A 23,055-nucleotide genomic window follows, 5' to 3' on the forward strand; every position below is an offset into this window, starting at 1 on the left:
ACAACCGCCCTTCGCATTGCGGGAGAACCAGGACTGAGACAGATCGCCGGACGCCGCGAAGAGTGACCGGAGTCCGTCGGCCGCACCGGTAATCGTCAACAGTGAGGACCGGCGACCGCCGTGCAGTGGCTGCTGACCGACCACGGTGAATTCGGGATGCTGCGCGGCGAAATCAGTGGTCATCAGCGAGGATTTTCCGCTTCCGGCCACACCGGTGACCACGGTGAGGACGCCGGTCGGGACCGCCACTGTGAGGTCCCGGAGGTTATTGCTCCGGGCGTGCTCTACCGCAGCGGAACCGGTCGGTGTGCGGACCGAAGACTTGAGAACCGGAATATGAACACCGCTCCCAGAGGCGGGTGAACCAGTGAAAGTGACCTCGCCACCGGATTCCCCTGCTCCCGGCCCCATGCCGATGACGTGGTCGGCGGCAGCGATGACCGCCGGATTGTGGTCGACGACGAGAACAGTGTTCCTCCTGTCTCTCAGGCCGCTGAGTAGCGTGATGACACGCTGTACGTCGTTGGGGTGAAGGCCGGCGGCCGGCTCATCAAAGACATAGGTCACCTCGGTCAGGGGGCTTCCCAGGTGCCGCACCATTTTTAGCCGCTGCGCCTCACCGCCGGACAAGGTCGGCGACGACCGGTCGAGGTTCAGATAGCCCAGGCCGACCTCGGTGAGGGCGTCCACGCGGCGGGAGATGTCCACGAGCAGAGGTGCGGCGCTCTCCCCCAGTGACTCCGCCGCATCGGAGACCAGTCCGTGCAGGTCGGAGATGGACACTGCGGCCCAGTCGGCGATCGACCGGCCCGTTGATGTGACTGTCCCTTGCCTCCGCGTTGATCCTCGCGCCGGCACAGTCCGGGCAGGTCGAGTGACTCACCACGGCGTCGAGACCGGCACGCTCGGCAGCGGTGAGCCGGGACGGCGTCCTGCGCAGGTAGGAATCCCGAAGGCGGGGAATGATCCCGTCGAAGCGACCGTGGTCCGGATATCCCGGTAACGGCTCCTCCAGTCGGAGATCACGGGCATGCATCAGCACATTGCGGATCTCGTCCGGCAGCTGCGACCATGGCACGGACGGGTCACAGAGACCCGAGGTGACCAGACGTTTCCACCGGTAGGTCCCGGGCGCGAAGGTCGGGAACCGCACGGCACCGTCGTCCAGTGAAAGGTCCGGGTCGATCAACGCGTCCTCGTCGATGGCGGACAGCGTCCCCAACCCCTCGCAGGTCAGGCACATGCCGGTCGGATCATTCGGAGAGTACGCCGGGGAGAATCCCGCCGACGGCACTGCAAACCGGGAGAAGAGCATCCGCAGCGGGGTCGCGAGGTCCACGGCCGTGGCCACCGTAGAGCGGGCATTACCGGTGAACCGTCGCTGGTCGACCACGGTCGTGAATGTGAGCCCGTCGATCCGGTCGACGTCCGCCGGCGGGTACCGGGCCAGACGGGTGCGTACGAAGGACGGGTATCCGGCGGCCGTCGCCCGCTGTGCCTCCGCCGCGATCGTGTCAAAGACCAGTGAGGATTTCCCGGAACCGGAGACTCCGGTGACCACGGTCAGTGCGTGAGACGGGATCTCCACGTCGATGTCCCGCAGATTGTGGGTGCGGGCGCCGGTGACGGTGATGGACGCGGTGTTCTCGTCAATGTTCATACTGATCACGCTACGGTGGAATGCGGCAGTAACATGACCGCAAAGGGAGGAACACAGTGACGACGAGGATGGGAAGGCTTCTCCACCTGCTCGACCTCCTCGACGGCGGGACCACCTGGTCCGCAGCTCATCTTTCAGGGCTGCTGGACATCCCCGAACGGACGCTCCGACGTGACATCACCGAGCTCCGGAACCTCGGCTACCACATCGAAGGGGTCCCGGGGCGTGGCGGGCACTACGTGATGCCCCGGGGAAAGCGTCTTCCCCCACAGCCGTCCCGGTCGGAGTCGGCATCAGAACGGACTGTCGAGATCGACACCAGCGCTCCCGGCGTGGCGGACGGTCTCTTCATTCTGCTCGGCCACGCGGCTGCCGAGCACCGTGAGGTGACCTTCAACCACACCGGACGTCAGGCAAAGCTCCACCGGACGGTGCATCCCGCCCGTCTGGTCCACCTCGACGGGCGCTGGTACCTCTACGGGTGGGACCTGGACCGACGGGACTGGAGGACATTCCGGCTGGACCGCATAGGGGACGTGGCGTTCACCGGCAACCGGTTCACCCCGGCCCCTCTGCCCCGGAACGATGTCACCGAACTGCTCCGGGAGCAGTTCCGGAGTGGCTCAATCGTCGAGGTCGTCCTCGATCTGGCGACCGGCCCTGACAACGCAGCTGCAGTTCTCCACCGGGTCGACGGGACGTTGGAGGCCACCGACAGAGGTCGACGTACCCGCTACACGGCCCGCGTGGATTCCTTCGAGTGGCTGACAGTCGTTCTCGTGCTCACCGACATCGAATTCACGGTCATCCGACCACCGGAGTTCCGGCGGTTCGTGCAGCAGACCTCCGACAGACTTCACCGGGCCTGCTCGGTGCCTGGCTCAGAGCATGCTTGCGAGGATGACCTGGGCGATCGAGAAGTAGATGACCAGGCCCGTGGCGTCCACCAGCGTAGAGACCACCGGGGTGGAGAACACCGCCGGGTCCACGCCGATCTTCTTGGCCACCAGCGGCAGCACCCCGCCGACGATGCAGGCCCAGGCGCAGATGCAGATGATGGTCAGCGACATCACCGCGCCGATTCGCCACTCGTAGATCAGCGAGATGAACGGGAAGATCAGGGCACCGAGGAACACTCCCAGCAGCAGACCCACCCGCACCTCACGCCAGATCACCCGGCCGATGTCACGGGGCTGGACCTCATCGACGGCCAGGGCTCGCACCACTGAGGAGGCCGCCTGCGATCCGGCGTTGCCTCCGGTACCGGTGATCATCGGGACGAAGGTCGCCAGGACAACGACCGACGCGAGAGTGTCCTCGAAGAAGCTCATCACGTTGACGGTGAGGACCGCCGTGAGTATCAGCACCAGGAGCCACACGCCACGCTTCCGGGCCAGGTGGAACACCGTCGCCGTGAGATAGGGCTGCTCCAGCGGCTCGGAACCACCGGCACGGTAGGCGTCCTCGGTGGCCTCCTCCTCGAGGATCTCCATCGCGTCATCGACGGTGAGCATGCCGAGGAACCGGTTCTCGTCGTCGACGACGGGCAGTGCGAGCAGGTCGGCCTCCTGGACCAGACGGGCGGCCTTCTCCTGGTCGTCGGTGGCGTTGACCGCGTGGGTCTCCTTGTTCATCAGCTCCGCGATCGGCGTGTCTGCCGCAGAGGTGACGAGGGTCGACAGGTTGACCAGCCCGACGAGATGCCGGGTGTGGTCGGTCACGGCGAGCACGGCGATGTCCCGGTTACGCAGATCACGGCCACGGAGCTTCTGGAGCGCCTGTTCGCGCGTCGTGTCCGAGGCGATCACCGTGGGCACCGGCGTCATCACACGTCCGGCGGACCCCTCCGGATAACCGAGCAGCTGCGCGGTGACCTGGCGGCGGTCCTCCGGCAGCCCGGCCATCATCCGGGCGGCGACCTTCGCCGGCATCTCCCCGAGCAGCTGGGCACGGTCGTCATCGGGCAGATCGAGCAGCAGCTCGGCGGAACGCCCTTCCCGGAACTCGTCGAGGAGCTCCGCCTGGTGGGCGACGTCCAGATACTCGAACACCTGGGACGCACGGTCCTTGTCCAGAAGCCGGAACAGGACGGCCTGGTCGGTGGTCCCCAGGCGGGACATTTCTTCGGCGATCTCGACGGTGGTCAACTCGCCGAGTCCGGTCTGCAGGTCGACGATGTCCATCGCAGACCTACTCCCGGTACTTCTCGTCGTTGTAGAGCTTCCACAACTGCCATCCTGTGAAGCCGAGGAAGATCACGCAGAGGCCGATGCAGATCAACGGTACCACGCCGTCGAGGAAGAGCAGGACGACGATGAAGGCGAGCAGGGTCACCAGCCGGATCCAACGGGTGGTGACCATTACGGTGCGGTCCACAGGGTTCTCCTCGGGGTCAGGGCCTGTTGCCGGGCCTACATCTGGGCGAAGACCAGCAGCAGGTCGATGGTTCCCTCTGCTGCGATCTGGGAAGCGACGAACTGCGGTGACTGGAGACCGAAGTCCTCGCGGACAACAGGGAGTTTACCTTCCACGATGACATGCTCGCCGGTACGCAACACCGTGAGATCGGCGGTCACCATGTTGGTGTGACCATGCATCGTCAGATCACCGGTGAGAGTGACCGTGTCGACAGTCCCGTCGTCCGGCAGTCCGGACAGATCCACCGGCTCGGTGATCTCGAAGGTCGCCTCCGGGTAGTCATCGGTCTGCAGGATGTGGCGACGGACGTTGATGTCGCGCTTCTCGATGTCGGACCCGATGGACTCGACATCGACAGTGATGTCGCCCTCGGTCAGTGTCCCGTCGTTGACGACCAGGCCTCCGGTGACACCTTCACCTCGCCCGGAGGTGGACTTCCGCTGACCGGGCAGGACCTCGTCGAAGGTGTAACCGGCCTGGGTGCGGTTCTGCCCCTCACCGGAGACGATCCCCCAGTGACCGTCGACCCCCACTGAGGCGGGTTCCCCGGAGCCTTCGGCGATGGACGCCGTCTGGAGTCCGTTGCTGCTGAGCAGTTTGTACACCGGTGGTGCCACAAGCCCGACGGCCAGCGCGACCACGGCGACCACGAACAGCGTGATTAATCCCTTCCGCATGGGCTCCATGCTATCTGCCACCCCCTCGCGGAACTGCATCGGGACATAACCACCCCTTATGTGGCACCTGCGTCATCCACGCGTCCCCGGATCTTCTCTGCGGCTCTCGCCAGATCCACGAGCTCCCGGCACAGCGCGGCGATCTCCTCGGCGTCCTCCCCCGCCTCCACCGCCGCAGCGACGTCCTCGGCGCCGCACCGGAGTTCGAAGAGCCGGTCGGTGAGGTCCTCGGCGGCCGACCGCGGCAGGATCAGCGCGTCGGCCGGCACTGTCGTCCCGGCGAGGTCACGGCGCTGCTCATAGGCGCGCTGTCGGCAGGACTGACCGCAGTAGCGACGACGACGCCCACTACCGGTCTGCACGAGTTCCCGGCCGCACCAGGCACAGTGCTCTGCGCTCCCGGGGCGACGGTGTGAACTTTCGGGAATATGGGGTAACATTATGAGGTTGACAATACGCGAGAGACCGGAAGGATGATGCAGCGATGGCAGATCGCGTTCTCCGCGGAAGCAGGATGGGCGCCGTCTCCTATGAGACGGACCGTGACCATGACCTGGCCCCACGCAACATGGCGAAGTACCGGACGGAGTCCGGCGAGATCTTCGAGGTCCCGTTCGCCGATGACGCCGAACTCCCTAACGAGTGGATGTGCAAGAACGGCCAGCTGGGCAAGCTGGTGGAGGGCGAAGGCCAGGAGGCCAAGCCCGTAAAGCCACCACGTACCCACTGGGACATGCTGCGCGAGCGGCGGTCCATCGAGGAGCTCGATGTCCTCCTCGACGAGCGTATCGAACTGCTGCGTAAGCGGCGCCGCAACGCCATGAAACTGCTCAAGGAGCAGGAGGGGCAGTCCTAGGGTTCTCCCCCCGCGGCATCTGCGCCTCGCCTTCCGCGCACACAGGATCAGCCCCCGCACCCGGTACCGGGTGCGGGGGCTGATCTCTGCCCGGAGGAACCCGCTACCGGCGTCCCAGCTTCTTGTTCAGGGACGCCACCAGCCCCTTGGCCTGGCTCCAGCGGTGGGCAAGGCCCCACTTCGTGACGACCAGCAGGCTGTCCTTGACGAAACTGCCGTCCAGCTTGGACTCCCCGATGACCCGCTCGGTGAAGGTGATCGGCACCTCACGGATGACCGCTCCCGCCTGCACCGCGCGCCACGCCAGATCGACCTGGAAGATGTACCCGGCGTTCGACAGCTCGTCGAGGTTGAACTCCTCGATGAGGCTGCGACGGTAGGCACGGTAGCCGGCGGTCATGTCCGACAGACCGGCGCCGAGTGCCAGGGAGATGTAGAGGTTGCCACCCTTGGACAGCACCCACCGGAACCACGGCCAGTTCACGGTTCGGCCACCCTTGATGTAGCGCGAACCGATGACGAGGTCTGCGCCGGCGTCCACCTGCTCCAGCAGCAGGTGCAGCTGCTCGGGCGCATGGGAGCCGTCGGCGTCCATCTCGCAGATGACGTCGTAACCGGCGTCCAGACCCCACCGGAAACCGGCGATGTATGCGCCGCACAGTCCGCCCTTGCCGGCGCGGTGCAGGACGTTGATGTGACTGTCGGCGGCAGCCATCTCGTCGGCGAGCTCTCCGGTCCCGTCGGGGCTGTTGTCGTCGACGACGAGGATGTCCACCCGGTCCGGCTCGGCGTCCCGCACCCGACCGATGATCAGGGGCAGGTTCTCCTTCTCGTTGAAGGTCGGGATGATGACGAGGGTTCTGTCGCTGGGCTTGGACACTGGCTACCTCTTCGTACGCGTGCGGGCGGGTTGGTTTGAGCGGGTGGTGCGGGTCGTGATGTAGGCGGCTGCGACGGCGACGGCGCCCAGGGCGGCGAGGATCCACTCGACGACAGGACCGACACGTGCAGACAACGTCTCAGTATCCCGCACCGGAACATCGGCCTGCAACAGACCCTCCCGGAAGATCGTCGTGCGCTGATCGACGGTACCGTCGGGGTTGACGATCGCGGACACGCCCGAGGTCGCGGCGACGACGACGGCACGGTCGTACTCGATCGCCCGCATCCGGTTGATCGCCAGCTGCTGGAAGGTCATGTCGGTGGTGCCGAAGGTGGCGTTGTTCGTCGGGCTGGTGAAGATCGTCGCACCGTTGCGCACCGAGTCACGGTAGGCCTCGTCGAAGGAGACCTCGTAGCAGGTTGCGACGCCGAGGGTCTCCCCCGCGGCGTCCACCGTGTTGTTGCCGTCACCGGGTTTGAAGTCGCCGGCCATGTCGACGTAGGAGCTGACGTGGCGCAGCAGGTCCTTCAACGGCATGTACTCGCCGAAGGGCTGCAGGTACTTCTTGACGTGCTGCTGGCCGGGGCCGTCCTCCGGATCCCAGACGATGATCGCGTTGCGGGCGCCGACATCGTCTCGGGTCACCGCACCGACGAGGACCGGTGCGCCGAGCTGTGCGGCGACATCCTGGATCTTGTCGTAGGCCTCCTGGCTGCGGTACGGGTCGACGTCGGAGGCGTTCTCCGGCCAGACGACCAGGTCCGGTTGGGCACGTTCACCGGCGGCGACCTCGTCGGCGAGCTCCCGGGAGACCCGGACGTGGTTGTTGAGCACCGCCTCCCGTTGGGCGTTGAAGTCCAGACCCAGCCGGGGCACGTTGCCCTGGACAGCGGCGATATTGAGAGTCGGAGTGTCATCGCCGTCAGACCACACCGGGGAGACCACCGGGATGAGCAGGCCACCGATGACGGTCAGCGCGACCGGAACGGCCCCGCTGATCCACCGTCGGTGCACGAGCAGGCTCAGCGCATAGCCGGTGAGGACGACAGCGAAGGCGACGAGGGTGGGTCCGGCGATGCTGATCCACTGGGCCAGCGGGCCGCCGAGCTGCCCCCAGGCCAGCCGGACCCAGCCGAAGCCGCCGAAGGGCCAGTTGACGCGCACCCACTCCACGGCGACGTACCAGGCGGGGACGGCAACCAGCAGCATGGGGTGGCGTGGACACTTGCGCAGCAGGAAGGCCAGCCCCGCGCCGAAGGCAAGGCAGTACAGCGACTCGACGAGCGAGAGCCCCAGCCAGGCGATGGCGCCGACGTACTTGCCGACCCACGGCAGCAGGAACAGGTAGCAGGCCAGCCCCTGGATCCAGGTCAGCCACATGATCCACCGGACCGGCCGGTCCGTACCGGTCGGGATGTGGTCGACAGCCACGAAGAGGACGCCGAGCCCCAGCGGCGCGGCCCACCACAGCCCGGTCGGCTGGTAGGAGGCGAACTGGGCGATGCCGGCAGCGACTGCGGCCAGTGTCAGCAGGACAAAGCGGAGGACGGTGCGTCGGTCAGGTCTGGTCCACCGGGCGTTCCGGCTCACCGGTCGCTTCCCCGGGTTCCACCGGTGCGGTCACTGCCGGTCCCCGGGTCATCGTCGAACTCCGTGGACCGGTGGTCGATGATGTCTCCCCAGCCTCCGGTGGAGCCGGCGTCCTCCCCCGTCGCCTGGCCGGTACCACCCGGACGGAAGGACGCACCACCGACCGTGAAGCGCTCGCCCAGTGACATGACGCGCAGCCCCAGGGAGTTGCCCAGGCGGGACGCCAGCAGCGAGCGTACCGGCGGCAGCAGCAGGAACAGGCCGAAGACGAACGTGAGGATGCCGGGGGTGACCAGCAGGATTCCGGTGATCACCGAGACCGCGATGTCTGCGGTGAAGGTGTCGGTCGACTTCGAGGTCGACCGCTGGGACGGGATACGCGCCCGCATCCGACGGAAAGACCCACGTGCCAGGAGGAATCCGATGAACGGGGAGAAGATGAGGAGCGGGAACGCCCACCCGAAGCCGATCCACTGTCCGAGCAGGATGAAGAACACGACCTCGGCGACAAGGTAGATCAGGGGAAAGGCGCGCAGCATGCCTACCACTGTACCGGGGGGTACTAACGCCGGCGTGACCGGATACGATAGGAGAATTGATTCACAGACAATTATGACGAAAGGTCCACCAATGACCGGACTGCGCCGCCGCAGCCTCGCCCTGACTCTTGCCGCAGCCACCGCCTTCGGTGGCGCTGTGGCAGCCCCCGCCGTCGCCGAGACGACCTCCTCCACCGCCGACAGCTCTCTTCCGAGCTCCAGCACCGGCGACCTGCCGACCTCCTCCGCTGACGTCGAGGGTTCCGTCCAGGGCTCCCTCGACGACAACTGCGGCGGTATCAGCTCCGACAGCATTGTCTTCGGCGAGATCATCAAGTGCGGCGTCGCCGTGGTCGGTGGAGCCACCGTGCTCTTCTCGGTGCTCGCCCTGCTGCGTTCCGTGTTCTACGAGATCACCAGGTTCTGATCCGGGTCTGATCCGGGGCCCCGCACTACCGCGGCGCACGCCGCCAGAGGAACCGCGGCACCAGGCGCATCACCATCGCCAGCACGCTCAGAGACCGGGGCACCCACACATCGGGTGTCCCGGTTTTCAGTGCCTTGACCACCGCCTCGGCCACCACATCAGGGGTGACCGACAGCGGTGCCGGATCCATGCCCTCGGTCATCTTCCCGATGACGAAGCCCGGGCGGATGACCGTCAGCCGTACACCCGTGCCGCGCAGTGCGTCCTGCATGCCCTGGCAGAACCCGTCGAGGCCCGCCTTCGCCGAACCGTAGACGTAGTTGGGACGCCGCACCCGGGCCCCGGCGATCGACGAGAACGCCACCAGGTCGCCACGTCCCCGCGCCTTCATCCGCTCGGAAAGCTCCGTGAGCAGTACCGCCTGCGCGGTGAAGTCGGTGTGCAGGATGCGCGCCACTTCCCCACCGTCGCGCTCGGCGAGTTCCTGGTCACCGAGGACACCGAATGCGGCGATCGCGGTGTCGAGGGCTCCGCGGGACTCGATGTCGTCGATGACGGACGCCTGGGCGTCGACATCTCCGGCATCGAAGAAGACGGTTTCCACATCGTTCGCACCCGCGCCACGGCAGGCGTCCTCCAGGTCGGTCAGAGCCTCAGGACGCCGTGCGGCCAGCACGATGTCGTTGCCGGAGGCCAGGCGGGTGATGATCTCCCCACCGATCTCACTGGTCGCGCCGAACAGGACGATGCGGCTCATGCGTTGACTCCTCTGTCTTCTGCAGTGGCCCCGGTCGGGACCAGGTCATGGGTGGTCAGGTTGACTGGCTCGCAGCCGTCGGTCGTCATCACCACGATGTCCTCGATACGGGCTCCCCAGTCGTCCGGGATGTAGATTCCCGGCTCGATGGAGAACGCCATCCCCTCTACCAGCGGCAGGTCGTTGCCGGCGATGATGAACGGTTCCTCGTGACCCGACAAACCGATGCCGTGGCCGGTGCGGTGGGTGTAGAACCCGCTGTAGCTGGCGGCGTCGATGACGTCCCGGACGACCTTGTCCAGCTCATGGGCGGTGACACCAGGCTTCGCGGCGTTCAGCCCTGCCTGCTGTGCATCGTGGAGGACGCGGTATGCCTCGGTCTGGTCCGGACGGGCGGACTCCACCGGGCCGACGATGTAGGTGCGGGTGCAGTCGGAGTGGTAGCCCGTGTCCAGCGTTCCGCCGATGTCGATGACCACGATCTCCCCGTCCCCGATGACGCGGTCGGAGAAGTCGTGGTGCGGGTCGGCACCGTGCGGGCCTGAGCCGACGATGATGAAGTCCACGGTGACATGTTCGGCCAGAATGAGCTTCTCCAGGTCTTCGGCGACCTCCCGTTCGGTCCGTCCGGCGCGCAGCAGGCCGGGGACCTGTCGGTGCACCTCGTCGATGGCGGTGCCGGCGCGTCGCAGCTCGGCGATCTCGGCCTCATCCTTGACCATGAAGACGTCGCGCAGCACCGCGGTGGCGTTGACCGTGGTCAGACCCCGGGCCTGGAGGTTCAGCAGGTGATTGGCGGGCATCTCGCCGGACACCGCGACGGTCGCGGTTGCGGCAGAGTCGGCGAGGTCACCGACGGCGAGGGCGAGGGCGTCGTCCCCGTCATTCCACGGCACGACCTCGACGCCGACGGCCCCGGCGACACCGGTGCGCAGCGCGGCGGCGTCCACCGCAGGGACGACGATGCGGCGGGTCGTCGGTGTGATGACGAGGGCGGAGAAACGCTCGTGGGTGTCGATGTCGCTGGCCAGCAGGAACCGCAGGTCTGCGCCGGGGGTGAGTACTGCGGCGTCGATGTGCTGCTCGGCAAGCAGTGCGGCGACGGCGTTGAGCCGGGCGGTGTAGGTCGTCAGAGGGAACGGGACAGTCATGGTCCCCCACTCTACGACCCCGCTACGACGTCGCGCCGAGCTCCACCACACCACGCCGGATCGCCGGCACCGCCTTGCGCGCCGCTGCCTTCACGGAGGCCGCGTAACCGGTGTGCTTGATCTGCTCCAGCAGGTCGATGACCCGGGTACACCAGCGCACGAAGTCACCCGGGGTGAGCTGTGCGCCGGCGGCCTCCGCCGCCCGCAGGCAGTAGTCCAGCGGGGCACCCGCGGTCCACTGGTGCAGGGCGGTGGCGAATCCGGTCTGCGGTTCACGGGTCAACGGCAGGCCGTGGCGTTCCTCGTCACTGACGAGCTCGCCATGGATGCGTCCCACAGCGGTCACCGCCGCAGCCAGCGCCTCGGTCGGGACTTCGGTGGTGTGGCGTCCGGTGGCCTCGCGACGGTTCTCGAAGACGACGGTCGAGACCGCCGCCGCGAGTTCCGCCGGATCCAGGTCGTCCCAGATCCCACGACGCAGGCACTGGGCGACCAGCAGATCCGACTCATGGTGGATCCGGGACAGCCGGTGCCCCTCAGCCGTGACCTGCAGGCCCTCGCGGTCGGCGGCGGTGACAGACCCGCTGTACTCCACGTAGTCGAGCTCGGCGAGCAGGTCGAGGATGTGGTCGAAGGTCGCCGAGAGGGTCTCGGAGTCCGGTGTGACGGCCTCCAGTTCACGGTCCAGGGTCCGGCGCGCGGCGACGACACGCTCGGCCGGGCGCACCAGATCCTCGCGGTTGCGCAGCGCATGCACCGGGTGAATGTGCACCTTGTCGCGCAGCACCGCGGCCTCCCGCGAGGAGCCGCCTCCGGCCTTCCTCTTCAGCTTCTTCGGCCGCTCGACGCGCTCACGGCGCAGGTTGGACGCCACCGCCCGGGCATTGCGCTTCGGCGAGCGTCCGGCGTTCTTGTGGAGCTTCATGTGCCCCAGCGGCACCGGCACATTGCCGAAGGACCCGGGTGCGACCGGGCCGCACCAGCCGTCCTCGACGACGATCCACGGCCGTGGGTGACGGTGGTCCGAATCAGAGCGCACCACCACCGCGATGTCCGGGTTGTTACCGGTCGGCAGGGCGATGATGTCGCCCACGCTCAGCGAGGACAGCAGGTTGGAGATCTCCTTCTCCCGCTGGTTGCCTGAATCACGCTTCGCCTTGCGCTCTGCCAGGTTCAGATCGCGGCGCAGTCCCGCGTACTCGATGACGTCGGTTGCGGTGAGTTTGGTGTGCCGGCTGCGCAGTTCAGCGGCCAGGTCCTTCTCCAGACCGGCGAGGTCCCGACGCCGCCGGGTGAGCTGCGTGGCCTGCTCCACCACGTGCGTGGCTGTCTGGTACTGGGCGAAGGAGCGGTCCAGGATCCGCTGGGCGTCCGTGTACCCCTTGGTGGCGATGAGGTTCACCGCCATGTTGTAACCGGGCCGGAAGATCGAGTCCAGCGGGTAGGTGCGGGTGCCGGCGAGATGCGCGACGGAGTGGGGTTCGACGCCCCTGCTCCACAGCACCACCGCATTGCCCTGCGTGTCGATGCCACGGCGTCCGGCACGGCCGGTGAGCTGCGTGTACTGACCCGGAGTCAGTTCGACGTGGGCCTCACCGTTGTACTTGACGAGCTTCTCCAGCACGACCGACCGGGCGGGCATGTTGATGCCCAGGGCCAGGGTCTCCGTGGCGAAGCAGACCTTGAGCAGCCCGCGGGTGAACAGGTCCTCCACGATGTGCCGGAAGGCCGGCAGCATGCCGGCGTGGTGGGCGGCGTAGCCGTTGGACAGCGCGCGGCGCCACTGGCGGAACCCGAGGACGCCGAGGTCGTCGGTGGGGATGTCCTGCACTCCCTCGTCGACGGTGCGCAGGATCTCGTCCCGGTCGGCGTCCGTGGTCAGTCGCACCCGGTCCACCAGGAGCTGACGGACCGCGCCGTCGCAGCCTGCCCGCGAGAAGATGAAGTAGATCGCCGGGAGCATCCCGGCCGCACCCATCCTGTGCACGACATCGGTGCGCTTCGGTCCGGTGCGTCGTCCGGTCTCCTCGGCCCGCGCCGCGGCGGCGACGACCGCGCGGTTGGCCTCCTCCGGGTGCTTCGGGTCGTTGAGCGGCAGGATCTGCTTGTCGACCATCATGAACTGGTCCAGCGGCACCGGCCGGTGGGTGGTGATGATGAGGTCGGTCTCACCACGCACGGTGGTGAGCCAGCCGCCGAACTCCTCGGCATTGCTCACCGTCGCCGACAGGCTGACCAGCACCACCGACGGATCGAGGTTGAGGATGACCTCCTCCCACACCGGCCCACGGGAGGGATCGGCGAGGAAGTGGACCTCGTCCATGACGACGTGGGTGAGGTTGTCCAACCGGTGGGAGCCGGCGTAGACCATGTTGCGCAGCACCTCGGTCGTCATGACGACGATCGGCGCGTTCCCGTTGATGCTGACGTCGCCGGTGAGCAGACCGACGTGATCCTCCCCGTGGCGGGCGACGAGGTCGTGGAACTTCTGGTTGCTCAGCGCCTTGACCGGGGTGGTGTAGAAGCATGCTCCTCCACGTTCCAGAGCCAGGTGGACGGCGAACTCGCCGACGACGGTCTTGCCGGAGCCGGTGGGGGCACACACGAGGACGCCGCGTCCGGCTTCCACCGCGCAGGCGGCCCGCACCTGGAAGTCGTCGAGCGGGAAGCCGTAGTCATCGGCGAAGTCGGTGACGGAGGCGGGAAGAGGGTCGGGCAGGGGCGCGCAACCGGACTCAGAGGATGTCATCGAGATCCCCGGAATCGTAGCTGCTGCCGTAGCCGGTGCCCTCGCCCGGCGCACGGCCGGAGTCGTCGCGGATACGCTCCCTGCTGCTGGCGTTCACCGGGCGGGACGGGGTGACCGGGGTCGGAGACTCCGGGCCACCGTCGGAACCCAGCGGAGAGGCGGGTCCGATGTGCGAGCCCTCCTCGTCATCGAGGTCGTCGGTGAAGAAGGCGTCCGGGGACAGCCCCGCCTTCTTCGCCCGGCGCTTGTCGTTGATCCGGGCGAACTGGGTGGCGATCTCCATCATCAGGCACAGGGAGAGCGCGAGGATGACCATCGAGACCGGGTCCTGGCCGGGGGTGATGAAAGCGGCGAAGACGAACAGGACCATGATGATGATCCGGCGCTTCTCCTTGAGCACCTGGTACGGCAGGATCCCGACGATGTTCAGCATCGCGGTGATCAGCGGGACCTCGAAACTCACCCCGAAGATGAACAGCAGTGCCAGGGCGAAGCTGAAGTACTCCGTACCGTTGAGTGCGGCAATCTGGGCATTGTCACCGATGGTGAGCAGGAACTCCAGTCCGAAGGAGAGGACGAAGTAGGCCAGCACGGCGCCGAACGCGAAGAGCAGAGTGGCGATGGAGGCGAAGCTGCGGGTCCAGCGCTTCTCGTTCTTCTTCAGTCCCGGGGTGATGAACCCCCAGATCTGGCCGAACCAGACCGGTGCGGAGAGCACCAGACCGACCATGAAACCGACCTTGAGGCGCAGCATGAACATCTCGAAGGGGCTGGTCGCCAGCAGTCGGCACTCACCGTCGCTTCCACCGAAGCGGGACTCCGGCGGCAGCTGGCAGTACGGCTCCTTGAGGATGTCGCCGAGACTCGGGGTCCCCAGGATCGACACGTCGTACCAGAGGTAGCCCAGGACGGTGCCGACCCCGATCGCCACCAGGGCGATGAGCAGGCGGCGACGCAGCTCCTTGAGGTGCTCGACGAGCGACATGTTCGCGCCCTCGGCGCGGACCCTGCGTCGTGAGGTACGCCGGGGCCGCGCGGCGCGCCCTCCGGCCTGTTCAGTGGTGGCCATTGTCGGGGTCTAGGACTCCCGGGACTGTGCGTCCTTGGCGGCGTCATCGGCCGCGGAGGACGGGTCAGCGATACGGCGGGCGGCCTCGGCCTCCGGAGAGTTGGCCGGGGCCTCGACGGCCGGCTGGTCGTCGTTCTTCATCTCCTTCATCTCCGACTTGAAGATGCGCATGGAGCGGCCCAGGGAACGTGCCATGTTGGGCAGGCGGGTGGCGCCGAAGAGGAGGACGAGGACCACGAGGATGATGAGGAGCTCAGGCCATCCGAGGTTACCCATGGGGTCAGTGCCTTTCATTGGGGAGTCCGGGACCCGACGGGGCCCGGAGGTGACAGGGGTCAGGTTACGCCAGTCGCCGGTACGCGGCCAATGCAGCGGCGGACCGCTGCCCCACCCGTTCCGCGAGTGTGTCCGGGACCACTGCCGTGATCTCCGGGGCGTAGGCGAGGATGAACCGTTCCAGCCAGGCGCCGGTGTCCGGGATCTCCACCCGGGTGCCGTCGATGTGCCACACCGGCAGGTACTCCAGCATCCACATCGCCTCCTCGGTGAGCTCCAGTTCCGCCCACTGCTCGGCTGTCCGGAACCCGAACGGGTCCTCGGCGTCGATCTCCCGGGGCAGCGCCGCGGGAGCGGGCCGGTCCAGGATCTCCACGGTGTCCATCCGGGTCACCGCGAAGCACCGCTGGTCCGCGGCCGTCTGGTCGGGGTCGGTGCGGCCCCACAGGTAACCGACACCGTCAAGGACGCTGGCCTGATCGGGGATGAGCTCTCGGGTGGTGAGACTGTCGGAGGAGACCGACAGGTAGCTGAACCGCACCCACCGACGTGCGGCTACCGCCCGGCGCAGCTGCGCGAGCACACCCGCTCCCGGGCCGGCCGGACGCACAGGGGCGACGTCCCCGGAATCTGCACCGGAATCTTCACCGGTCTCCACCAGTGCCCGCAGCCTGGTCGCCGCGGTGTCCGCATCATCCTGTTCCCCGTCGGTGAGGATGCTGGCCAGCTTCTCCAGGTTCAGCTGCAGGGTGTCGGCCTCTGCGTCCGTGAGCGCCAGGGGTCTGTCCAGCCCGAAGGTGTCGTTGAGTGTGACGCGTGCCCCGGTCACCGTGAGATCGACCAGCGAGCCCGGCAGCAGCCCGGGCAGTCCGCTCTCCTGGACCCGGGTCAGCTCCTCGGTGAGCTGCGGCACGGAGACACCGAAACGGTCCGCCGTGGTCATCAGGGAGGCGTCCGGGTGGGCACGCAGCCACGCCAGCACCGAGAGAACGCGGCGCAGCTGGATCAGGGTGCTCTTCCGGGACCCTTTCCGTGGTACGGCGCGGGTGGTCATCGGGCTCCTCCCAGGAGATCGTGGGCGCGTTCCAGACGGGCGACGATGTCGTCGACGAGGTCCGGCGGATCGAGGACGACGGCGTCCGGTGCGTAGGCGGCGGCGGTGCGTGCCAGCCAGGTCCGGTCGACCGGGCCGACGGTGAGCAGTTCGCCCTCGCCGTGGGCCACGGGGTCACCGTGGGCGTGGGCACGCAGTTCCAGTGCCCCCTCACTGCGGAAGAGGACACGGGCGGTGACCAGGGTGGACGCCGCCTCAAGTCCTTCCGTGACCAGGGCACGGACCGGCCTGTCCGGTACCGGCCAGGCACAGAACTCCTCGACGATCTCCAGATCGGCGATACGGGAGAGCCGGAAGGTGCGCTGGGCACCCCGGTCGACGTCGAAGCCGGTGAGGAACAGCCGGCCGTCGACGGCGGCGACACCCCAGGGTTCCAGGGTGCGCTCCTGTGCGTCGGCGGTCAGCCGGGGCCAGTAGTGGAACCGCAGCCGCAGCCGGTGGTCGAGGGCGTGGCGCAGCCGACGGACATCCGTGTCGGTGAGGTCGGTGGAGTCCGGGACCGCACCGACGACCGGGGCGACGCCGTGACCGGCGTCCAGCGGACTGGCCGGGGTCAGTTTGACCACCGCAGCCTGTACCGCCTCCGCCAGGTTGTCTTCCATCGCCCAGCGCCCGGCCGCGGCGACCGCATCCCACTGCCCCGGGGTGAACTGCACGGTGGGCAGGTAGGAGGAGGCGGTGTCGAGTCGGTAGAGCTTCTCGATCTGCCCGTCATCGTCAGGCGTGCTCTTCTCCTCCAGCCGCACACCCAGGTCGGCGAGCAGGGCCCGGTCACGTTCCAGCTGCTTACGGACCGTGTCCGGTGCCCCGGAGTAGCCGTCGACTTTGGCACCGATCCACGCTGTCGACCGGAACTTCGGCTCGTCCGACAGGGTGATCAGCAGGTTGAGGATCCGGGAGGCCGCGTCCTCCCAGTAGACCTTGACCGGTCGGTTGCGGGAACTCACGCCGGCGCCTCGGCGAGCAGGTCGGTGAGGTCGGCCAGGGCGGCGTCGATCTCGGGTGACCCGGTGCAGAACGGGTCCGGGAGCAGCAGCTCTCCCCCGCCCTCGCCGTTGACCTTCAGGCGGGTCCAGTCGACCGTCGTCTGCCGGGTGGACTCCTCGGCGGCGTGGAGGAACTTTCCGCGGACCGCGGCACGGGTCGTCGCCGGCGCCTGCTCGGTGGCGGCGAGGATCTCCGCCGGGTCGATGAGCGTCTTCGCCCGACCACGGCGTACCAGCAGGTGGAACAGGCCGCGGTCCGGATTGATGTCGTGGTAGGTCAGGTCGATCTGAGCGAGACGTGGATCGGTGATCCCCAGGTTGCCGCGCTCGGCGACCGCGTCGATGAGCGACTTCTTGATCACCCAGTCGATCTCGGTGTCCACCGGGGAGAAGTCACCGGTGCCGAAGCAGTCGAGGACGCGTCCCCACAGGTCGACGACGTCGGCGAGCTGCGAGTTCGGTGTGCCGGTGCCGTCCTCCCCGCGCTGGTTGAGCCAGTCGACGGCGGCGGCGTGGAAGGCCTGCTGGATCGCCAGTGCCGTGACAGTGCCGCCGTTGCGCAGGTCCAGCGGGGTGGAGCCGCTGAAGTCGCGGGAGATCTCCCGGATCGACCGGATCTCGTTGGACAGCTCGAAGTCCGGCAGCTCCACCCCCGCCTCGATCATTTCGAGGACCAGGAGGGCGGAGCCGACCTTCAGCGCCGTGGTGGTCTCGGACATGTTCGAGTCACCTACGATGACGTGCAGCCGGCGGTACCGGGCCGAGTCCGCATGGGGCTCGTCACGGGTGTTGATGATCGGCCGGGACCGGGTCGTCGCCGAGGAGACCCCTTCCCAGACATGGTCGGAGCGCTGCGAGAGGCAGAACCCCGGTCCGAAGTTCTCGTTGGGGGCACCGGGGGACGGCACACTGATCTTCCCCGCGCCGCAGATCAGCTGGCGGGTGACGAGGAAGGGCAGCAGCTGGGCGGATAGTGCCTTCAGTGGAACATCCCGGCTGACCAGGAAGTTCTCGTGGCAGCCGTAGGAGTTGCCGAGGGAGTCGGTGTTGTTCTTCAGCAGGTAGACCTTGCCGCCGATACCGCGCTCGGCGAGCGTCCGCTCACACTGCTCGGCGAGCCGGTGGAAGATGACCTCCCCGGAACGGTCGTAGGCGACGAGCTGGTGCAGCGAGTCACACTCGGCGGTGGCGTACTCGGGGTGCGCGCCGACATCGAGGTAGACCCGCGAACCGTTGCGCCAGTAGATGTTCGAACTGCGGTACCGGTCGACCACCGGGGCGAACAGGTAACGGGCCACCTCGTCCGGGCCGAGCCTGCGGTGCGAGTCCAGGACACTGGTGATGCCGAACTCGGTCTCCAGACCGGTGATCCGGCGCGTGTGGACGGTGCTCACTCTCCGCCCTTCTGCACATAGGACTTCACGAACTCCTCGGCGTTCGACTCGAGCAGCCCGTCGATCTCGTCGAGCAGGTCGTCGGTACCGCTGACCTTGAGCTGCTCCTGCCCGGAGGCGGTGACGTCATCGGGCGTCGTGCCCTCGTCGCGTCCTCGTCCACCGTGGATCTGGCCCTGTCCGCCGCTGGTCATCTGTGAAACATCTCCCGGTTGTTCTGGTTAGTGTGTGTCAACGTTCTTCAGGCTAGCAGTCGGCCGCTCAATCGAGGCCGAGGACACTCTCCGGCATGATCTCCGTGAGCACGGCGATGAGGCCGGCGGCGTCGGTGACAGTCGCCAGGGCGTCCTCCAGCTCCGCCGCAGTGGCGCGGGAGGGGTCCGACAGCAGGACGCGGGTCGCGGACGAGCCGGCGCAGGGGACGTCGAGGATCAGCGAGTCCCAGTTCGCGGCGAGAAGCTGGTCCGGGAACCGGCGGGCGACTTCTCCACGCAGCCAGGCACGGGTGGTGGTCGGCGGTGTGGTCACCGCGGCGCGGACCTCCTCGGGCGGAACCAGGGTACGGATCCGACCCTTGCGTACCAGCGCGTTGTAGAGGCCCTTCGCCGGGTCGATGTCGTGGTACTGGATGTCGACCATCGCCAGGCGAGGATCGGTCCACTCCAGGCCGCGGGCCCGGTAGGCGTTGAGCAGCGACAGCTTCGCCGTCCAGTCCAGACGGTCCGAGGTGGTCATCGGGTCCCCGGCAAGATCGTCGAGGATGTCGCCCCACACGTCGAGGACCAGCTGGTCGTGCCCGACGAGGCTGTCGGCCAGCGCTTCGGTGACCCGGTTCCGGATCTCCTGCTGGATCTGCACCGCGGTCATCTCCCGGTTGCCGTAGAGCCGCACCGGGTGGGTGCACTCCAGGTCACGGGAAATCTCGCGGACCGCCGCCACCGGTTCGTAGAGGGCGATGTCGGAGAAGTCGACCCCGGCGCCGACGGCGTCGAGCACCAGGGCGGTGGTTCCGATCTTGAGGAAAGTCGCGAACTCCGAGAGGTTGGCGTCCCCGATGATGACGTGCATCCGTGCCCAGTCCGAGCCGGAGTGCGGCTCATCGCGGGTGTTGATGATGCCGCGGTTCAGCGTGGTCTCCAGGGAGACGGTCGTCTCGATGTAGTCGGCACGCTGGCTGATCTGGAAGCCCGGATTCTGCCCGGACTCCCCCAGCCCGACGCGTCCGGCACCGGTGTAGACCTGCCGGGTGACGAAGTGCGGGATGAGGGCGGCCTGGACCGCCTCGGCGTCGTAGCTGCGCGGGTAGAGGTAGTTCTCGTGGGCGCCGTAGGACGCGCCCTTGCCGTCGACGTTGTTCTTGTGGATCTGCAGGCGGGGCTGGTCCTCGACCTGCCCGGAGGCTACCGCGGCCTCATGCATCATCAGTTCGCCGGCCTTGTCCCAGATCACCGCGTCCCAGGCGTCCGTCGTCTCCGGCGAGGAGTACTCGGGGTGGGCGTGGTCGACGTAGAACCGGGCCCCGGAGGTGGTGACCACGTTGGCGTTACCCAGGGCGTTCGGGTCGATCACCGGGGCGGTGCGGTAACGGCGCAGGTCGAAACCACGCACGTCACGCAGCGGGGACTCCTGTGCGTAGTCCCACCGGGTCCGTCGGTTCACCCCGGCACCGGAGGACGCTGCATAGGCGATCACGGCCTGGGTGGAGGTGTCGATCGGGCTGGCGGTGGGTTCGTCGGGGGCGATGATCCCGAACTCGGTCTCGGTCCCGATGATGCGCTTCGGGGTCATACGGTGACCTCCTGCCGGTGGACGGTGATGTCGACCACACGACGGGAACTGTGGCCGGAGATCCTGGCCCACTCCGCCGGGTTGGTGGTGTCCGGCAGATCGTCATTGTCGTGGCACTCCTGGGCGACCGCCAGGTCGATGTGCTCGGCGGAGATGCCGGACCCGGTGCCGCGCAGGGCGTCCTTGATGGCGAACTTCTTCGCCCGGTCGACGATATTTGCCAGCATCGCGCCCGAGGCGAAGTCACCGTAGAACAGGTCGCGGGCGGAGCCGTCGGAGAAGTGCAGGGTGAGAAACGGCCGGGCGTGGGAGAACAGGCCGTTGACGACCCGTTCCCGCAGTTCGGCGGCAGTGGTCCCGGATGCCAGGGGCAACGCGTCGGTGAGGTACTTACCGAGGATGTCCAGGGACGCTTCCCGGTCAGGCCGCTGCACCCGGATCTTCACGTCGAGGCGGCCGGGACGCAGGATCGCCGGGTCGATGAGCTCCTCACGGTTGGATGCACCGATGACGATGACATTGCGCAGCCCCTCCACACCGTCGATCTCGGCGAGCAGCTGCGGTACGACCGTGGACTCCACGTCCGAGGAGACACCGGTACCACGGGTGCGGAAGATGGCCTCCATCTCGTCGAAGAAGATGATCACCGGGGCGCCGGCGGAGGCGATCTTGCGGGCCCGCTCGAAGATCAGGCGGATCTGTCGTTCGGTCTCACCGACGAACTTGTTGAGCAGCTCCGGGCCCTTGATGTTGAGGAAGTAGGAGTGCGATCCACCGGTACCGCCGTCGGCCGATCCCTCGCCGGCGGCGTCCATCCGACGCGCCAGGGACGACGCCACGGCTTTGGCGATCAGCGTCTTACCGCAGCCGGGAGGGCCGTAGAGCAGCACTCCCTTCGGCGGCAGCAGGCCGTAGTCCCGGTAGAGCTCCGGGTGCAGGAACGGCAGCTCCACCGCATCGTGCAGCTGCTCGATCTGGCTGGTCAGTCCGCCGATGTCGGAGTAGTCGACGTCCGGCACCTCCTCGAGCACCAGGTTCTCCACCTCGGCACGGGTGATGACCTCGAAGGCGTACCCGGCGCGACGGTCGACGACGACCGAGTCGCCGGGGCCGACCTGCTTCGCCTCGATTTCGGAGGTCAGGGCACCCGCGCATTTCATGAGGGACTCCTCGCCGAGTTTGTCGGCGACGACGATGCGGGACGCGTCGATGACCTCGACGACGGAGGCGAGGTCACCGGCGTCGGTGGTGCCGCACACCTCGACGACCTGGGAGCCCTCCCCCAGACGCACCAGGGCGCCGGGGGTCAGGTCGATGCGGTCGACATTGGGGCTGACCATCAGACGCATCCGGCGGCCGGCGGTGTGGACCTCGGCGGTGAAGGCGTCCGGGCCGGTCTCCAGGAGGGTGCCGTAGGTGCTGGGCGGCTCCGCCAGGGCGTCCAGTCGGCCGTTGAGCTCGTCGAGCTTGTCACGGCTGGCCTTGAGGAGCTCGGTGAGCTTGGCGTTGCGGGTTCCGAGGGTCCGGTTGGCCAGCTGGAGCTGGCGGTAGGACTCGGGACCAGAGTCCACGGGAGAGGTGGGGCCGCCGGTGCCTGCGGGGCGGGCGTCTGCTGTGGTGTGGTTAGCCGGGCCGTTGGTCATGGCCACAGTCTACAAGGGAGGTAACCCTGTGTTGGCCGCTACCGGTCAACAGGGTGTTACTTCCGTGCCCGGCGCTGCGGACGCGGGGCGACGGTGCCGTCTGCGAGGCGTCGGGCCCAGACGAGGAAGGCGGTGTGGGCGTTCATCCGGTGCTCCGGGCGGGTGGCCAGGCCCTCGACCTTCCACTCGCGGACCAGGGACTCCCACGCCTTCGGCTCGGTGAAGCACCTGAGCTCGCGGATGCCCTCCATGACCTTCATCAGCTGCGGCACGGTGGCCACGTAGGTCATGAAGACGCCGCCGGGGATCAGCAGGTCGCGGACGGTCTCGAGGCACTCCCAGGGGGCGAGCATGTCGAGGATGACGCGGTCGACGGGACCGTCGGTGTCCGCCACGGTGACGTCCTTGAGATCACCGAGGCGCAGGTCCCAGTTCTCCGGGTGGCCACCCATGTACTCGGTGACGTTGTCCTCGGCGTAGTCGAGGTGGTCCTCGCGGATCTCGTAGGAGATGAGCTTGCCGTGGTCACCGATGGCGCGCAGCAGGGTCATCGACAGGGCACCGGAGCCGGCACCGGCCTCCAGGACCTTGGCGCCGGGGAAGATGTCGCCCTCGACGAGGATCTGGGCGGCGTCCTTGGGGTAGATGACCGCGGCACCGCGCGGCATGGAGAGCACGTGGTCGACGAGGAGGTGCCGGAAGCACAGGTACTCGCCGCCGACGTGGGACATCACGACGGTTCCCTCGTCCTTGCCGATGATGTCGTCGTGCCTGATCTGCCCCTTGTGGGTGAAGTAGCTCTCCCCTGTCTCCAGGGTGATGGTGTAGTGCCTGCGCTTGGCGTCGGTGAGCTGGACCCGGTCGCCGGGCTGGAACGGACCGGAGTAGGCCACGGGGTTCCCCTTAACTGTCGAAGTCGTGAACCTGGCCAGTCTAGAGCAGCCGGGGTCTTATCCCTCTCATTCCCCTACCCACCGGCGCAGTTCCGCCGCACCCCGTTCCAGTCCGCCCGGCCGGACAGGGACGGCAGATTCGGGTTGCGACGGGACGCCGTGGACCAGGCTCACCGCTGTCACCG

Annotated in this window: 22 protein-coding genes and 1 pseudogene; 3 read left to right on the plus strand and 20 right to left on the minus strand. The window is 67.5% G+C overall.

Going from position 1 to position 23,055, the window contains the following annotated elements:
* Positions 1 to 616: 616 nt before the first annotated feature.
* The gene (locus ACZ9GM_RS04565) at positions 617 to 1,660 is read right to left on the minus strand and encodes a hypothetical protein (protein WP_476037341.1); all 1,044 of its coding nucleotides are present in this window, start codon (positions 1,658 to 1,660) and stop codon (positions 617 to 619) included.
* A 68-nt stretch (positions 1,661 to 1,728) separates the two neighbouring features.
* Between ACZ9GM_RS04565 and ACZ9GM_RS04570 the strand changes: the two are divergent.
* Positions 1,729 to 2,187 (plus strand): annotated as a pseudogene (locus tag ACZ9GM_RS04570) (helix-turn-helix transcriptional regulator); the annotation flags it as partial.
* Between the two features lie 354 nt (positions 2,188 to 2,541).
* On the opposite strand, the gene mgtE reads toward ACZ9GM_RS04570, so the two are convergent.
* The 4 genes from mgtE to ACZ9GM_RS04590 are packed head-to-tail and all read right to left on the minus strand — an operon-like array spanning position 2,542 to position 5,195.
* Positions 2,542 to 3,843, minus strand: a complete 1,302-nt coding sequence (mgtE, locus tag ACZ9GM_RS04575; protein WP_291473778.1) for a magnesium transporter — start codon at positions 3,841 to 3,843, stop codon at positions 2,542 to 2,544.
* A 7-nt stretch (positions 3,844 to 3,850) separates the two neighbouring features.
* Entirely contained in the window at positions 3,851 to 4,036 is a 186-nt protein-coding gene (locus ACZ9GM_RS04580; RefSeq protein ID WP_291473779.1) for a hypothetical protein, read from the minus strand.
* A gap of 35 nt (positions 4,037 to 4,071) precedes the next feature.
* Positions 4,072 to 4,755 carry a YceI family protein gene (locus ACZ9GM_RS04585; RefSeq protein WP_476037342.1) on the minus strand — a complete coding sequence of 228 codons (684 nt, stop codon included), beginning with the start codon at positions 4,753 to 4,755 and terminating at the stop codon, positions 4,072 to 4,074.
* A 56-nt stretch (positions 4,756 to 4,811) separates the two neighbouring features.
* Positions 4,812 to 5,195 (minus strand): hypothetical protein, encoded by a 384-nt coding sequence (locus ACZ9GM_RS04590; protein WP_291473781.1) that lies wholly within the window; start codon positions 5,193 to 5,195, stop codon positions 4,812 to 4,814.
* Positions 5,196 to 5,239: 44 nt separating this feature from the next.
* Here ACZ9GM_RS04590 and ACZ9GM_RS04595 point away from each other — a divergent pair, with 44 nt between their 5' ends.
* A complete protein-coding gene (locus ACZ9GM_RS04595; RefSeq protein WP_291473782.1) occupies positions 5,240 to 5,611 on the plus strand; it encodes an RNA polymerase-binding protein RbpA in 372 nt (123 codons plus the stop codon).
* A gap of 103 nt (positions 5,612 to 5,714) precedes the next feature.
* Here ACZ9GM_RS04595 and ACZ9GM_RS04600 read toward each other — a convergent pair whose 3' ends face one another.
* From ACZ9GM_RS04600 to ACZ9GM_RS04610, 3 genes are read right to left on the minus strand one after another with little or no spacing between them, the layout of a single operon-like run.
* A complete protein-coding gene (locus ACZ9GM_RS04600; RefSeq protein ID WP_291473783.1) occupies positions 5,715 to 6,491 on the minus strand; it encodes a polyprenol monophosphomannose synthase in 777 nt (258 codons plus the stop codon).
* 3 nt (positions 6,492 to 6,494) lie between these two features.
* A complete protein-coding gene (gene lnt / locus ACZ9GM_RS04605) occupies positions 6,495 to 8,084 on the minus strand; it encodes an apolipoprotein N-acyltransferase (RefSeq protein ID WP_291473784.1) in 1,590 nt (529 codons plus the stop codon).
* Positions 8,081 to 8,623: an FxsA family protein gene (locus ACZ9GM_RS04610; protein WP_291473785.1), complete on the minus strand. Its 543-nt coding sequence runs from the start codon at positions 8,621 to 8,623 to the stop codon at positions 8,081 to 8,083. Before ACZ9GM_RS04610 ends, lnt begins: the two co-directional genes overlap by 4 nt.
* Positions 8,624 to 8,714: 91 nt before the next feature.
* On the opposite strand from ACZ9GM_RS04610, the gene ACZ9GM_RS04615 reads away from it, so the two are divergent.
* Positions 8,715 to 9,050, plus strand: a complete 336-nt coding sequence (locus ACZ9GM_RS04615; protein ID WP_291473786.1) for a hypothetical protein — start codon at positions 8,715 to 8,717, stop codon at positions 9,048 to 9,050.
* 25 nt (positions 9,051 to 9,075) lie between these two features.
* Here ACZ9GM_RS04615 and ACZ9GM_RS04620 read toward each other — a convergent pair whose 3' ends face one another.
* From ACZ9GM_RS04620 to ACZ9GM_RS04675, 12 genes are all read right to left on the minus strand, one after another.
* Positions 9,076 to 9,807, minus strand: a complete 732-nt coding sequence (locus ACZ9GM_RS04620) for an SDR family NAD(P)-dependent oxidoreductase (protein WP_291473787.1) — start codon at positions 9,805 to 9,807, stop codon at positions 9,076 to 9,078.
* Positions 9,804 to 10,958 carry a M24 family metallopeptidase gene (locus ACZ9GM_RS04625; RefSeq protein WP_291473788.1) on the minus strand — a complete coding sequence of 385 codons (1,155 nt, stop codon included), beginning with the start codon at positions 10,956 to 10,958 and terminating at the stop codon, positions 9,804 to 9,806. Before ACZ9GM_RS04625 ends, ACZ9GM_RS04620 begins: the two co-directional genes overlap by 4 nt.
* Before the next feature lie 22 nt (positions 10,959 to 10,980).
* The gene (locus ACZ9GM_RS04630; RefSeq protein ID WP_291473789.1) at positions 10,981 to 13,707 is read right to left on the minus strand and encodes a DEAD/DEAH box helicase; all 2,727 of its coding nucleotides are present in this window, start codon (positions 13,705 to 13,707) and stop codon (positions 10,981 to 10,983) included.
* The gene (gene tatC / locus ACZ9GM_RS04635) at positions 13,694 to 14,776 is read right to left on the minus strand and encodes a twin-arginine translocase subunit TatC (protein WP_476037343.1); all 1,083 of its coding nucleotides are present in this window, start codon (positions 14,774 to 14,776) and stop codon (positions 13,694 to 13,696) included. Before tatC ends, ACZ9GM_RS04630 begins: the two co-directional genes overlap by 14 nt.
* Positions 14,777 to 14,785: 9 nt before the next feature.
* Positions 14,786 to 15,052, minus strand: a complete 267-nt coding sequence (tatA, locus tag ACZ9GM_RS04640; RefSeq protein ID WP_291473790.1) for a Sec-independent protein translocase subunit TatA — start codon at positions 15,050 to 15,052, stop codon at positions 14,786 to 14,788.
* Positions 15,053 to 15,116: 64 nt separating this feature from the next.
* Positions 15,117 to 16,106 carry a helix-turn-helix transcriptional regulator gene (locus ACZ9GM_RS04645; protein WP_291473791.1) on the minus strand — a complete coding sequence of 330 codons (990 nt, stop codon included), beginning with the start codon at positions 16,104 to 16,106 and terminating at the stop codon, positions 15,117 to 15,119.
* Positions 16,103 to 17,113: a helix-turn-helix transcriptional regulator gene (locus ACZ9GM_RS04650; protein WP_291473792.1), complete on the minus strand. Its 1,011-nt coding sequence runs from the start codon at positions 17,111 to 17,113 to the stop codon at positions 16,103 to 16,105. The genes ACZ9GM_RS04645 and ACZ9GM_RS04650 overlap by 4 nt, the downstream gene beginning before the upstream one ends.
* A complete protein-coding gene (gene pafA / locus ACZ9GM_RS04655; protein ID WP_291473793.1) occupies positions 17,110 to 18,546 on the minus strand; it encodes a Pup--protein ligase in 1,437 nt (478 codons plus the stop codon). Before pafA ends, ACZ9GM_RS04650 begins: the two co-directional genes overlap by 4 nt.
* Positions 18,543 to 18,740, minus strand: a complete 198-nt coding sequence (locus ACZ9GM_RS04660; RefSeq protein WP_014009939.1) for a ubiquitin-like protein Pup — start codon at positions 18,738 to 18,740, stop codon at positions 18,543 to 18,545. Before ACZ9GM_RS04660 ends, pafA begins: the two co-directional genes overlap by 4 nt.
* A gap of 67 nt (positions 18,741 to 18,807) precedes the next feature.
* The gene (gene dop, locus ACZ9GM_RS04665; protein WP_291473794.1) at positions 18,808 to 20,334 is read right to left on the minus strand and encodes a depupylase/deamidase Dop; all 1,527 of its coding nucleotides are present in this window, start codon (positions 20,332 to 20,334) and stop codon (positions 18,808 to 18,810) included.
* Positions 20,331 to 21,977: a proteasome ATPase gene (arc, locus tag ACZ9GM_RS04670; RefSeq protein WP_291473795.1), complete on the minus strand. Its 1,647-nt coding sequence runs from the start codon at positions 21,975 to 21,977 to the stop codon at positions 20,331 to 20,333. Before arc ends, dop begins: the two co-directional genes overlap by 4 nt.
* Before the next feature lie 56 nt (positions 21,978 to 22,033).
* Complete coding sequence (locus tag ACZ9GM_RS04675) at positions 22,034 to 22,870, minus strand: tRNA (adenine-N1)-methyltransferase (RefSeq protein WP_291473796.1); 837 nt, start codon at positions 22,868 to 22,870, stop codon at positions 22,034 to 22,036.
* Positions 22,871 to 23,055 lie beyond the last annotated feature (185 nt).

The organism is Corynebacterium sp. UD i78 (assembly GCF_056280545.1).

Excerpts from the sequence above, each read along its gene's own strand:
- ACZ9GM_RS04610 (WP_291473785.1), bottom strand. The coding sequence starts at position 8,623 with ATGCTGCGCGCCTTTCCCCTGATCTACCTTGTCGCCGAGGTCGTGTTC.
- ACZ9GM_RS04585 (WP_476037342.1), bottom strand. The coding sequence starts at position 4,755 with ATGCGGAAGGGATTAATCACGCTGTTCGTGGTCGCCGTGGTCGCGCTG.
- ACZ9GM_RS04615 (WP_291473786.1), top strand. The coding sequence starts at position 8,715 with ATGACCGGACTGCGCCGCCGCAGCCTCGCCCTGACTCTTGCCGCAGCC.
- dop (WP_291473794.1), bottom strand. The coding sequence starts at position 20,334 with ATGACCCCGAAGCGCATCATCGGGACCGAGACCGAGTTCGGGATCATC.
- ACZ9GM_RS04660 (WP_014009939.1), bottom strand. The coding sequence starts at position 18,740 with ATGACCAGCGGCGGACAGGGCCAGATCCACGGTGGACGAGGACGCGAC.
- tatC (WP_476037343.1), bottom strand. The coding sequence starts at position 14,776 with ATGGCCACCACTGAACAGGCCGGAGGGCGCGCCGCGCGGCCCCGGCGT.
- ACZ9GM_RS04590 (WP_291473781.1), bottom strand. The coding sequence starts at position 5,195 with ATGTTACCCCATATTCCCGAAAGTTCACACCGTCGCCCCGGGAGCGCA.
- tatA (WP_291473790.1), bottom strand. The coding sequence starts at position 15,052 with ATGGGTAACCTCGGATGGCCTGAGCTCCTCATCATCCTCGTGGTCCTC.
- ACZ9GM_RS04630 (WP_291473789.1), bottom strand. The coding sequence starts at position 13,707 with ATGACATCCTCTGAGTCCGGTTGCGCGCCCCTGCCCGACCCTCTTCCC.
- ACZ9GM_RS04625 (WP_291473788.1), bottom strand. The coding sequence starts at position 10,958 with ATGACTGTCCCGTTCCCTCTGACGACCTACACCGCCCGGCTCAACGCC.
- arc (WP_291473795.1), bottom strand. The coding sequence starts at position 21,977 with ATGACCAACGGCCCGGCTAACCACACCACAGCAGACGCCCGCCCCGCA.
- ACZ9GM_RS04645 (WP_291473791.1), bottom strand. The coding sequence starts at position 16,106 with ATGACCACCCGCGCCGTACCACGGAAAGGGTCCCGGAAGAGCACCCTG.
- mgtE (WP_291473778.1), bottom strand. The coding sequence starts at position 3,843 with ATGGACATCGTCGACCTGCAGACCGGACTCGGCGAGTTGACCACCGTC.
- ACZ9GM_RS04620 (WP_291473787.1), bottom strand. The coding sequence starts at position 9,807 with ATGAGCCGCATCGTCCTGTTCGGCGCGACCAGTGAGATCGGTGGGGAG.
- ACZ9GM_RS04595 (WP_291473782.1), top strand. The coding sequence starts at position 5,240 with ATGGCAGATCGCGTTCTCCGCGGAAGCAGGATGGGCGCCGTCTCCTAT.
- ACZ9GM_RS04565 (WP_476037341.1), bottom strand. The coding sequence starts at position 1,660 with ATGAACATTGACGAGAACACCGCGTCCATCACCGTCACCGGCGCCCGC.